Origin of the sequence: Chitinophaga barathri, assembly GCF_003807585.1 — a bacterium.
GTDB lineage: Bacteria > Bacteroidota > Bacteroidia > Chitinophagales > Chitinophagaceae > Chitinophaga > Chitinophaga barathri.
The window spans coordinates 69605-82104 of record NZ_RMBX01000018.1; the positions used below are offsets into that span (position 1 = coordinate 69605).

Genomic DNA, 12500 nt, shown 5'->3' on the forward strand with positions numbered 1-12500 from the left:
TGCAGAAATATAAATTAGGAAATACTTCGGGGAATCTCTAACTTGGTATTGAACAATGAAATGCCGCAACGGCCTAATACTTCAAATTGCTTGCCTCCGGGGGAACACAATATTATCTGGGAAAGGTTTAAGAACGGGGATCTGCATGCCCTGGAGGAGATATATCGCACCCATGTGAAATCCATGATCCGGTATGGCCGCAAGATCACCCACAATCTTGATCTTATACAGGACAGCATACAGGACCTGTTCATCGAGCTCTGGAAAAACAGGCAGAATCTCTCAGACACCACTCACCCTCAATATTACCTCTTCCGCGCCCTGCGCAATAAATTGGCCAAAGCCCATTCCCGCCAGTCTTTCGTGAGCGAATCCGAACTGCGCCTCGCTTCGGACAGCCTGCAGGTGGAATACGTGGAGCTGGAAATAATGGCCCGGGAAGTGGAAGCCCAGACCCGCAATACCCTCAAACACCTGCTGGAACAGCTACCCCTCCGCCAGCAGGAAGTGATCCACCTCCGTTTTTACCACAATTTCCCCTACGAACAGATCGCGGAGCTGATGGGCATGAACTACCAGTCTGTGCTGAACCTCATGCAGCGCGCCCTGAAAGCCCTCCGCAAAGCCTACGCCGCCCGCCCGGACCGGTTTTAAAAATTATTTTAAAAAATATTGCCCCGAAGTGAGTATAAAAGGATGGAATTCTCCATTACCTTATAGACGCTATGCATCAACACGAAGCGACCATACACACTTTACTGCTGGACAACCGGTTCATTGACTGGGTGGTGAACCCCCAGAGCCCGTATGCCGAATACTGGCTGCAATGGATCGCGGCGGACAGCAACAATGCCGCCCTGGCGGAAGAAGCGAAGCGTTTTATCCTGGAAATGCGGCTGGCCGAGCAGGAAGCAGCCGACGATGTGCCGGATGACAGGCTGGAGGATATGTTGCTGAACATACAAACCGGCATCGCGCCGGAACGCAGGTCCCGCAAAAAATGGTACTGGATGGCGGCCGCCCTGGTAGCCGGTGCAGTAGCGATAGCCTCGTTGTTTTCTTTCCCCGAGCTCCGCTCCGGTGAAGAAAACAGCAAAAAGCAGGTGGAAGCGGCGGATGTGGTACGGTATAATGGAAATAAAGAAGATGAGCTGCTGTTCCTCCCGGACGGTTCCAAAGTGATCCTGTCCAAAGGCGCGCGTATATCCTATAATCTGTTAATGAACGGCAACAAAAGAGAGATCACCCTTTCCGGGGATGCATTTTTTGACGTGGCCCCCAACCCGCAGAAACCATTTTATATCTATACGCAACACGTGGTGGTAAAGGTACTGGGCACCAGTTTCAGGGTGCACGCCTCCGGTGGTGTGGAATCGGTGGCCGTGAGCACGGGAAAAGTATCTGTATACCTGAAAGGGCAGGACCTGGAGCAATCCGCCGCCCGGATCGTATTGCCCAAACAGGTGGTATCCCTCACGGAAGATCACCTGGCGCTTACCACGAACGAATGGAGCGGCCAATACCCGGCAGCTGCCAGACTGCAAAAGATCACAAGCTACGAATTTGAAGAAGCGCCCCTGTCCGACGTACTGAAAACCCTCGAAAAGATGTACGCAATTCCCGTGAAGTATAATTCCGAAACGTTTAAAAACTGTTATATAACAATATCACTCGGTGATGAGAGCCTGGAAGAAATTTTAAAAGTAATCACCAGAACGGTCGATGCATCGTATAGCATGAGCAGCTATGGCATAACGATAGAAGGCAAAGGATGCAAATAAGTCAACGGCATCAGCTAAAATGAGTTTGAGTTAATCACGCACTACCAAAATTGAGACAAAAAGCTGCATTCAGTTGCGGCATCGGGTTAGTAACAATCAGTCAAATTACATACTACCAAAATTGAGGAAAAGGCCGCAAAGACCGGCAGGGCATTCCTATGCCCGTATCAAGCTATGTTTTATCAACTAAATCGTACAGCAATGAAGAAAATTTATTCCACTTCGTTTTTTATGAAGGCCGCCCTGGTACATTATTTTCTTACACTTGCTATTTCCGTGGTGGCATCAGCCGCTCCTGCAAACGGACAAGGCATCTTAGACAAGAAAATATCCCTCACCGTGGAAAATGAAACCTTCAGGACCGTCTTGGAGAAGATCAGCCGCAAGGCCGGCGTGAAATTTTCCTACACCCGCAACACCCTTCCCGAAAAGGAAAAGGTGAGCCTTCAGGCCAAAGATGAAACGCTGGCGAATGTATTCACCCAGCTGTTTCAGCCATACGACATCCAGTTTGAGGCTATCGGCAGCCAGGTGGTGCTCAAACGCAGCCGCCTGTTCACCCTGCTGAAAGGAGAACGCGATTTGGCCGCCGCAATTGAAACCACCCGGTTCAAAAAAGTAACGGGCATAGTAAGGGACGCCTCAGGCGATCCTGTTCCCGGCGTGACCGTTGTGATAAAAGGAACCCGCAAAGGTTCCAGTACAGACGCTAACGGGCGTTTTGAACTGGAAGCCAATGACAATGATGTGCTGGAACTTTCCGCCATCGGGTTTAAAACTATTTCCCTGCACATCACCGCGGAAACCGATTACGCCGTAACGATGGAAACGGATGAAAAAGCACTGGGTGAAGTGGTGGTAACGGCCATGGGCGTTAAACGTTCTCCCCGTTCCCTCGGCTATGCCGTACAAAAAGTAACCGGCGATGATATCAATATCGCGCAGGCGCCCACCATCGCGCAGGGCCTGATGGGAAAGGTGGCCGGCCTGAATATCAGCCAGGCTTCCGGCGGTGTGGAAGGCGGTTCTTCCCGCCTCGTGATCCGCGGTAATACATCGCTGACGGGAGACAACAGGGCGCTCATCATCGTAGATGGCGTGGCGATCAACAATGACCCCGTGAATAACAACGCGAACAACGGCGGTGGCGGTGCAGTAGGCACGCAGCAGGGCGCAGATGTGAGCGGTTACAACGACTGGGGTACCGGCCTCAACTTTATCAACCCCGAAGACATCGAAGATGTGACCGTGCTGAAAGGCCCCGCAGCCGCGGCTTTGTACGGCGCGCGCGGTGCAAACGGCGTGATACTTGTGACCCGTAAAAAAGGAGAAAAACGTAAAGGCCTGGGAGTGGATTATTCTTTTTCCACGCGTAAAACACAGGTATATGAATTTCTTGATTTCCAGAACTCCTACGGCTCCGGCCTTGTAGGTTCCATGTGGACGGCGGACCAGCAGAAACAGTTTCCTGTGAATGTGGATGGCCAGCGTATGCAGATCGGCACTTACTCCGGTTCATTTGCCGCCGGTGATTATAAAACCGGCGCATGGGGTTTTTTGCCTTATGCTAATCCCACGCAGGCCTGGAATATCTTTTCCTTCCCGAGCGGCCTGTCCTGGGGCCCACGTTTCGATAACCAGCCGGTACTCTGGTACGATGGCGTACAGCGCCCTTATTCCGCGCAGCCCAATAACTGGAAAGATTATTTCCCTGATGGTAATGTGAACCAGCATAACATTTCCGTATCCGGCGGCGGCGATTTCGGGACCATCCGTTTTTCTTACACTAGAGACGACAGCAAGGCGAACATCCAGAACAGTAATTACAAGAACAATACCTTCAATTTAGGTTCGAGTATAAAGATCAGTAAAATGTTGTCCGCCGACATAACAGCCAGTTATGTCAATTATACCAGACTGAATACCCCGCCCGTAGGAGCCGGCGCGTTTATGGCCGGTTTTTCCTACGCGGCTACGAGAGACTACCGGTCCGACGTGGAGCGCATGAACAACACCAGGGCGGACGGGTCGCAGCGTGACGTGACTGCCCGCGGCAACTTCCCCGCAAACGCGCCCCCGTACCCGTATTATTCTTACATGGCCAATTCTTACTGGAACATCTATCAGAATAACACCACTTTCAACCGCAATCAGCTCATTGGCGGCCTGAAACTGACCGCTGATATCACGGACTGGCTTACCGCTACTGCACAGGCCAGCCTGGATAATTCTTCAGACGGTACGGAGATCAAAGAATACCCCAAGAACATCCAGGGCACAACGGGCGCCTACCGGGAAGCCCTGTCCCGCAACCTCAGCCGTAATATGAATGCAATGGTGCGGGTTTTTAAAGATAATCTCTGGGACAAGTCTTTCAACGCAAGCCTTACCGGCGGTGTGGAATCCTATTACCGTAATGATTATACCGTGAGCAACAGCACGAAAGGGAATTTTATCAAACCCTTCATCTTCGCGCTGGACAATGGTGCCGAGGCGCCCGATCCGGCACGCGAGATACGTTTTACCAAAAAGATCAATTCCGCATTCGGCTTCCTGGATCTGTCCTATAAAAATTACCTGTTCCTGCAGGTGACCGGCCGCAACGACTGGTCATCCACCCTCGCGAAAACGAACAACTCCTATTTTTATCCATCCGCTAACCTGAGCTATGTATTTACCGATGGCATCAGCAGTATGCAGAACGCACTGCCCTGGCTGAGCTTTGGTAAACTGAGCCTGTCTTATGCCGAAACCGGCAGCGATACAGACCCATATTCCATCTTTAATGTGCTGAACACCGCGAATTTCAACGGACAGGCGGCACAAACCTATCCCGCACAACTGAAATTTCCCGGCATTGAACCGCAAAGGAGCCGCCAATACGAGATCGGCCTGAGCCTCGGTATGTTCAACAACCGCCTGAACATGGAGGTAACGGCTTACACAATGAAAACATTCAACCAGATACTCACGAACGCACTACCCCAGTCTTCCGGCTGGACCAGCATACAGCTGAACAGGGGCGAGCTGGGCAACAAAGGGATAGAGTTCATCATCAACGCCACCCCGGTGAGCACGAAGAACTTCAGCTGGAGCATCGCGCTGAACGGGGCGCATGCGCAGAACAAGATACTGGCGCTGGACGAAGGCACGGATGATCTGCTGCTCGGTTCTTTCTTTGGCGGCAGCGGCGTTTCGCAACGTGTGAAAGTGGGCGAGAATTACGGAACGATCTATGGAAAGGATTACACTTACCTGAATGGGAAACGTGTGGTGAAAAGGGCTGTAAATCCTGAAACGGGCGAAGAACTGTATTATGATGTGAATGGCACCCGCTATGCAGCCGGCACTCAATGGGTACTTTCAGGCAGCGAAGTGGCGATCGGGAATTCGCAGCCGTTCCTTACCGGCGGCATTGCCAATACTTTCCGCTACAAATCGCTCAGCCTGTATGCCATGGTGGACGGGAAGTTTGGCGGCGATACCTACTTTGGCACCTATGCGGCCGCTATGGGTAATGGCCTGCTGAATGAAACCCTGAAAGAAAGAGACGGGGGAGGACTTCCCTACATCTATCCGGACGGCACTACGGCCAATACCGGCGTTATGTTCGACGGTGTATTCGCGGATGGCAAGCCCAACACGGATGTAGTGAGCTACCATTGGAAATACCTCGGCACCTACACTTCCTGGAATCACATCGGCGTGCCGCGCTCTGAATCTGTTTTTGAGAATACCTGGATGAAATTGCGCGAAGTAGCGCTTACTTACCAGCTGCCGCAAAACCTGGTGCGTAAAACGAAGATCTTCCAGAACCTGAGCTTGTCGCTGATCGGCCGCGACCTGTTCTACATCTTTACCACAATTCCAAAAGGCCTGAATCCTGAAGGCGTGAATGGCATCGGCAACATGCAGGGTATAGAATACTCTTCCATGCCGCGCATCCGCTCATTTGGCTTCACTGTAAGAGCCGCTCTCTAAAACTTTAAAAAAGACCGACAATGAAAATCATACCCAACATATTATACACTTCCCTCCTTTGCGGTGCTTTACTCAGTTCCGTATCGTGCAGGAAAGATTTTGAGGAACTCAATGAGCCCTACAACCAGGCCGGCGAAGAATCCGCTTCCATCCCCGGCTTATATAACGGGCTTGTATCTTCTCTCGGGAAATATGGAGACGATGTGCTGAACGTGGGCGTACTCTACCCGACTGCCAACCAGCAGGCCTTTCAGAACATTGCAACCCCATTCGTGAACTATGCGGGTGGTTATTGGAGCCAGTATTATCCGGACCTGGTTACCTACCGCGCATTACTGAAAAAGATCACCGAGCAGACCGATCCCGGGTCTTTTAACAACGTAAAATATATGGCCACCATCCTGCTGGCGTCCAAAACGCTGCGTATGCTGGACTATTACGGGGACATTCCTTACAGCAAGGCCTCGAATGCAAACAGCGGCACGCAGTTTTTCCGCCCGGAATATGACGCGGCGCCGGATGTGTACAAAAGCGTGCTGGAAGACCTGAAAGAAGCGGCGGACGGCCTGTCCGACGATCCTTCGCAGGTGAATATCGGCTCATCCGAAAGTTTCCTGGGCGGGAATATCCTCGCCTGGAAAAAATTCGGCAATGCCCTGCGTCTCCGTTATGCGGTGAGATTGTTTAATAAAGAAACCGCCATTTCCTCGGCCATCATTACGGACATTATCAGTGGCAACAAGCCCCTGCCGAACAATCAGCAGGCAGGCACGCTGCAGAATGACAACTTCGGATTATGGCCAAACCTAGTGGCGCCGGCCGGTACCATCAAAGATGCCCTGGCGAGCAAATGGGATTCCTATCACGAGCTGTCCATCTCAAACATCAGGATGAGCAGCAACGTCTGGAACCAGATGTCATCCACAAACGCCACAAACGGCTCCGGCATCTTCGATCCGAGGTGTTTTGTATTTTTCCAGACAAACGATGCCAACCTCTGGGTGCCTCAGCCGCAGGACGGTTCACAAACGGAAGGCGGTACGCCGTACAGGGGAGAAGGCACTGCCCGCAGGCCTTTTGGCACGGACCCGACCAATAAATTTGCAAGTTTTAATTACTTTATTGCTTACGACAGGCTGTTTTACCCCATCCTGGTGATCACCGAAGCGGATGTGCATTTCCTGCTGGCGGAGATCTACCAGCGTGGTATGGGCGTTGCGAAAGATGTTACAAAAGCCAGAACGGAATATGAAGCAGGTATCAGGAGTTCTGTGGATTTCTGGTATGCTTACACGCAGCTGTCCGCCATTTGGACGGCCAAACCTACTCTGCCAACACCTGTACAGATGACGGCTATGCTCGCCAATCCCAAGGTGTTGTACAACGGAGCGAACGATGCGGATGCATTAAGAAAGATAGCGACACAGGCCTGGCTGGCAACGATGTTCCAGCCCTGGGAAGCCTGGGCGATTGCGCGCAGAACGCAGCTCACCCCGCGCGATCCGGCTCTGCCGACGTTATCCATCAACCGCATGCCATACCCGGACGATGAAAATGTAAATAACCACGAAAACTGGCAGAAGGCAACCAGTGGGAAATCCCCCACTGACCAGGTGTCCGTGAAAGTGTATTGGATGCAGTAATCGCAGCTGTAAATCCTGTGTGTGCGCGTTCCCGTCCTTGTGGCGGGAACGCTTTTTTGTGCCTTCAGCTTTTCCCGTAATAAGCAGGGTCAAGCTGCCGGCGGTACTCCGGGTGGTTTTTGATAAATGCCGCCACAAACGGGCAGTATACCATCACCAGCTTTTTCTCGGCTTCCGCAAAAGCAAATGCCGCCCTCGCCAGTGCGGAGGCCACGCCTTTACCAGCCAGGCTGTCGGGCACGGTGGTATGCATCAATGCAATATCTTTTTTGTAGTAGCGGTAGGTAAGCTGTGCCAGCTCACCGTTCAGATGCACTTCAAACTGCTGGTTCTCCCGGTTATTCACCACCTCATAAGTTTCATCGCTCATAAAGGTGGGTTAAAAGGTTTCACAGACGGGTCCAGCAGGCGCTGCCATTCGGGATGGCGTTTGAGATAGGCATGTACCAGCGGGCAAAGCGGTACCAGCGTGTAATGATGTTCTTCCAGGTAAACAAGTGTTTTTTCTATCAGTGCCGTGGCCACGCCTTTTCCTTCCAGTTCCGCCGGCGATTCCGTGTGGATCAGCCAGATCTTTGTACCGCTTTCCTTGTAGTCGATGAAGGCGGTATGCCCTTCCACGGTCAGTTCAAAGTGATGAATGGCTTCGTTTTTCACGAGTGGCAGGGCCTTGTATTCTTCTTTCATATGCTTCCCGGTATTTTGTTTTCAAATATAACGATACCGGTGAATTTTATGACTGTTTCAGTTCGAATCCGGCCGCTGGCCGCTGCCGGGTACGCCGGTGGATTGATCGGTGCCGTCAGGCAGGTCTTCTTTGATAATCCCGCCGCTGGCTTCGTCCGTGCCTTCGGGATTGTTTTCTTTGATGGGACTGCCGGTGGTGGATGGTTTCGGGTGTGGTTTGTTTACCGGTGCGCCTTTCGGGTCCGGTTGTTCGATGGGCTGTTTCATAACTGTATTGTTTATTTATATTCTATTTGTTCTTCAGTGAAATAAGTATTGCGCCCGTTCATCTCCATGTGTTCGATAGGTTTCCCGCCCGGGCTTTTTTCTTTCCCGTGAAGATGTACCCGCATAAAATCGCGCACTTCACCCGCAATGATGTCCGGGTGATCTTTGCTGATCTTTTTCACGGCGTCTTTCAGCACTTTTTTGACGGACCGCACCAGTTTTGCAGAGGCAGCGTCCGGTATCTTTCCCGCGATGGAAAACGGGGAGATTCGTGCGTCATAGAGGATTTCATCCGCATAGGCATTCCCGATCCCGCGGATCTTATGCTGGTCTATCAGCAACTTTTTTACCGCGGCGCGTGAGCCTTCGAGTTGTCTTTTGAGATAGGCGGAAGAAAATTCTTTGGACAATGCATCGGGCACTTCTGAAAGCTCCGGGTCCGGCGTGATGCGCGCCTTCTTTTGCCAGTCAGTCACCGAGAGTACGGAGCCGTCGTCAAACTGCATCGTGAAAACGGTGTGGGCCGGTTTGCTGTTTTCTTTTTCATATACCAGCTTGCCGTGCAGCATGAGATGCAGGCCCAGGATGTGACCGTTCCCGAAAAGGAACCGCAGTTCCTTCCCTTCGCGGTATACTTTCCTGAGCGGCTGCCGGAGGAAATCTTTTTTCCATGTACCCGTTTTGGAAAGAGCTTTCAGCTTTTTACCCCTCAGTTTTTGCTGAAGATGTTTGCTGAATACTTCGAGGTCCGGTAATTCAGGCATATCAATCGTTTATGGTACCAATGGAATATTTTGTTGCTGTTTTTCTTGCAGGGCGGCCCCGTTTTGCATGGGTTGCCATATATTCCGTCTACCAGTCTGGCCCCACATACCATGCCACGATACGGTTGTTTTGAGGGAGAGGAACAAAAACGGTATCCGGATTGTAATCATCATGAGTAAAACTCTCACGGAATGGAAGCACATCAACCCAAACAGCAGGACATACTGAAGGAATTTTCCGCTGATGCGGGCAAAGGACTGAGCACGGACGAGGCCCGCAAAAGGCTGGAGGAGCATGGCCCGAACGAGATCAGCAGCGGCCGGCGCATTTCCCCGCTGATGATATTGCTGCACCAGTTCAAAAGCCCGGTGGTCTATCTTTTACTGCTGGCCATGGGCCTTTCCATGTTTTTTAAGGAGTGGCTGGATGCGGTTGCCATTGCCGTGGTGATACTGCTGAATGCCGTGATCGGTTTTATCATGGAGTTCCAGGCTGAAAGGTCCATGGAAGCCTTGCAGAAAATGACCTCCCAGACGGCCAGGGTGCTGCGGGACGGCCGGGTACAGGAGATACCATCAGGCGAGATCGTGCCCGGGGATATCATGCTGCTGGACGCGGGGGATATGGTGCAGGCGGACGGCCGCATCCTCGAATCCATGGACCTGCAATCGGACGAATCCGCCCTCACGGGGGAATCCCTGCCGGTGGACAAATTGCCCGGCGAGCTGGCCGTGGATACGCAGCTGGCGGAAAGGACCAATATGGTCTACAAAGGCACCTTCATCCGCAACGGCAATGGAAAGGTATTGTGCACCGCTACCGGTATGGACACCGAACTGGGGCATATCGCGCATATGGTGGCCGGTGCTAAAAAATCCGCCACACCCCTGGAAAAGAAGCTGGAAAGTTTCAGCAAACGCCTGATAGGCATCACCGTGGGTATTGTGGTGCTGATATTCGCAGCCGGCCTGCTGAACAAAGAACCCGTGCTGGAAATGCTGAAGACCTCCATCGCGCTGGCGGTTGCCGCCATCCCGGAAGGTTTGCCGGTGGTGGCTACACTGGCTTTGGCCAGGGGCATGATCAGGATGGCGAGGCAGAATGTGATCGTGAAAAAACTCTCCGCAGTGGAAACCCTCGGCGCCACCACGGTGATCTGTACGGACAAAACGGGCACCCTCACGGAAAACAGGATGGAAGTGACGGACGCCCTGCTGCCCGCGGCGGAATGGCATAAAAAAGAAAAAAGCCCCGACGATGAAACCTTCCGCTGCCTTCAGCTGGTGGCCGTGCTCTGCAACAATGCCTCGCTTGACGGGGAAAAAGGTATAGGCGACCCCATAGAAGTCAGCCTCCTCAATTTCGCAGCGGACACCGGGGCGGATGTTGCGCAGATAAGGGAAAAATTCCACAAGCTGAAAGAAGCACCCTTCAATTCAGATACCCGTGTAATGGGCACGCTGCATAAAGGAGAAGAAAAAGGCGAAGAAAAATACCTCGTTTCCGCCAAAGGCGCGATCGAAAACCTGCTGGATATATGCACCCACGCCCTGCACGACGGCTCCCCGAAAGAACTGGGGGAGGAAGAGCGGGACAAATGGATGCGGGAAACGGAAAAACTCGCCGCCTCCGGCCTCAAAACACTTGGATACGCCTACCGTGAAATGACCTACCAGGCGGACCAGTTCATGGAAAACCTCGTGTTCCTCGGCATCACCGGTTTTATGGACCCGCCCCGCCACGGTGTACAGGAAGTGATCGCGGAATGCCACCAGGCGGGCATCCGCGTGATCATGCTCACCGGCGACCATCCCGCTACCGCGGCGCATATCGCTTACCAGCTGGGTATCAGCAAAGATGAAAAAGATGTGGTGACAGGCAAAGACCTCAGCAATGAAAGCGATGCCTGGGCACAGCGCACCGTGTTCGCCAGGGTAAGCCCCAAACAGAAGCTGGACCTGGTGAACGCGCTGCAGGAGGATCACCAGATCGTAGCCATGACGGGCGACGGGGTGAATGACGCGCCGGCGCTTAAAAAGGCGGATATCGGCATTGCCATGGGCATCCGTGGCACGCAGGTATCCCAGGAAGTAGCGGATATGGTGTTGAAGGATGATGCCTTTGAATCCATTGTGATGGCGGTGCGGCAGGGCAGGGTGATCTTTACGAATATCCGGCGGTTTATCATTTTCCTGCTTTCCTGTAATCTCAGCGAATTGCTGGTGATAGGGCTGGTAGCTACTGCGGGCCTGCCTTTCCAGCTGGCTGCCATCCAGATACTGTTCATCAATTTAATTACGGATGTATTTCCCGCCATGGCGCTTGGTTTCACGGAAGGAGACCAGACCGTGATGCAGCGAAAGCCGCTTGACCCACGGCAGCCCATCATCAGCAAAAAGGCATGGGGAGTAATTTGGTTCTACGCGGCGGTAATTGGCGCGAGCGCGCTGGGCGCCGCCTTCACGGCGGAATATTTCAGGGAAGGGGATATTGATGTACATGCCGCGAACAACGTGATGTTTTATACCCTCATTCTTTCCCAATTGCTGCACGCCTTAAATATGAAAGAAGGAAAAGAAAAGTACATCGGCGGGCCGGTGATGCGGAATCCTTACCTGGTCGGCGCCATGTTGCTGAGCGCGGCGGTTACCTTGTTGTGCCTGTTTATCCCGCCGGTAAAAGAAGCGCTTCGCCTGGAGATGATACCGCAACTGGATTGGCTGCTGGTAGCTGGTTTCAGCGTGGCGGGCATGCTGGTGATCAGGCTTGGGTCCGCGATCTTCAACAGGGACTGATAGGATATTACCCCGGATCAACCCCGGATCAAGTCCGCCTCATCTCCACCTCAAGTCCGCCTCCCCTGTATCTCTCATATAGCGACCATAGCAGGTTCCCGGTAGTTCCATGGTAGTAGCAGGGTAGTTGTAAAGTGAAAAGCAAAATACTATCATGTGCGTTCTATTTATTTGATAACAAGGTACTTGTATATATGCTTAGACTTCAATACTGCTAAATTCAGCACATTTATTGGTCCAAGCCGTTAGTTGAAAACTACGCACTTTAGTGCGAGGGCTTTAGTAATGCGGGAAAATCTATCGCAGAATTGTCCTTGTTTGGGGTGTCGTTGTGAAAAGGTCGTCATTGCGAGGAGCCGTGGGGGATTTGTGCGGGAGCCGCGACGAAGCAATCTCCATAGCCTGGCGTACATCCATTCGATGCGGGAGATTGCTTCGTCGCCTCACCCACTTGGCTCAACTGCTCCTCGCAATGAACTGTGTTTAAAAACAACTATTATTTAGATAATTTTTATCATATACTGTATGGGTAGTGGCTATTGCAAAGGCTTGTTTAATCAGTTTATTGGCTACTGCTATAA

The 12500-nt window shown here is 52.2% G+C and carries 9 protein-coding genes; 5 read left to right on the forward strand and 4 right to left on the reverse strand.

Annotation, left to right across the window (positions count from 1 at the left end; translation table 11 throughout):
- Positions 1-60 precede the first annotated feature (60 nt).
- The 4 genes from EG028_RS26435 to EG028_RS26450 all read left to right on the forward strand — a co-directional run bounded on the left by EG028_RS26435 (position 61) and on the right by EG028_RS26450 (position 7405).
- Positions 61-654 carry an RNA polymerase sigma factor gene (locus EG028_RS26435; protein WP_120519249.1) on the forward strand — a complete coding sequence of 198 codons (594 nt, stop codon included), beginning with the start codon at positions 61-63 and terminating at the stop codon, positions 652-654.
- Positions 655-725: 71 nt separating this feature from the next.
- A complete protein-coding gene (locus EG028_RS26440; RefSeq protein WP_120519248.1) occupies positions 726-1781 on the forward strand; it encodes a FecR family protein in 1056 nt (351 codons plus the stop codon).
- Between the two features lie 201 nt (positions 1782-1982).
- Positions 1983-5762 carry a SusC/RagA family TonB-linked outer membrane protein gene (locus EG028_RS26445; protein ID WP_162946639.1) on the forward strand — a complete coding sequence of 1260 codons (3780 nt, stop codon included), beginning with the start codon at positions 1983-1985 and terminating at the stop codon, positions 5760-5762.
- A 20-nt stretch (positions 5763-5782) separates the two neighbouring features.
- The gene (locus EG028_RS26450) at positions 5783-7405 is read left to right on the forward strand and encodes a SusD/RagB family nutrient-binding outer membrane lipoprotein (RefSeq protein ID WP_120519246.1); all 1623 of its coding nucleotides are present in this window, start codon (positions 5783-5785) and stop codon (positions 7403-7405) included.
- Between the two features lie 64 nt (positions 7406-7469).
- Here the strand turns inward: EG028_RS26450 and EG028_RS26455 are convergent, their stop codons facing one another.
- Genes EG028_RS26455 through EG028_RS26470 form a run of 4 tightly spaced genes read right to left on the reverse strand, consistent with a single transcriptional unit; the run spans position 7470 to position 9123 of the window.
- Positions 7470-7775, reverse strand: coding sequence for a GNAT family N-acetyltransferase (locus EG028_RS26455; protein WP_120519245.1), 306 nt, complete (start codon positions 7773-7775; stop codon positions 7470-7472).
- Positions 7772-8092 (reverse strand): GNAT family N-acetyltransferase, encoded by a 321-nt coding sequence (locus EG028_RS26460; RefSeq protein WP_120519244.1) that lies wholly within the window; start codon positions 8090-8092, stop codon positions 7772-7774. The genes EG028_RS26455 and EG028_RS26460 overlap by 4 nt, the downstream gene beginning before the upstream one ends.
- A 57-nt stretch (positions 8093-8149) precedes the next feature.
- Positions 8150-8359, reverse strand: a complete 210-nt coding sequence (locus tag EG028_RS26465) for a hypothetical protein (RefSeq protein ID WP_120519243.1) — start codon at positions 8357-8359, stop codon at positions 8150-8152.
- Positions 8360-8370: 11 nt separating this feature from the next.
- Positions 8371-9123, reverse strand: a complete 753-nt coding sequence (locus tag EG028_RS26470) for a DNA-formamidopyrimidine glycosylase family protein (protein WP_120519242.1) — start codon at positions 9121-9123, stop codon at positions 8371-8373.
- A gap of 192 nt (positions 9124-9315) precedes the next feature.
- On the opposite strand from EG028_RS26470, the gene EG028_RS26475 reads away from it, so the two are divergent.
- Complete coding sequence (locus EG028_RS26475) at positions 9316-11919, forward strand: cation-translocating P-type ATPase (RefSeq protein ID WP_120519241.1); 2604 nt, start codon at positions 9316-9318, stop codon at positions 11917-11919.
- Positions 11920-12500: the final 581 nt, after the last annotated feature.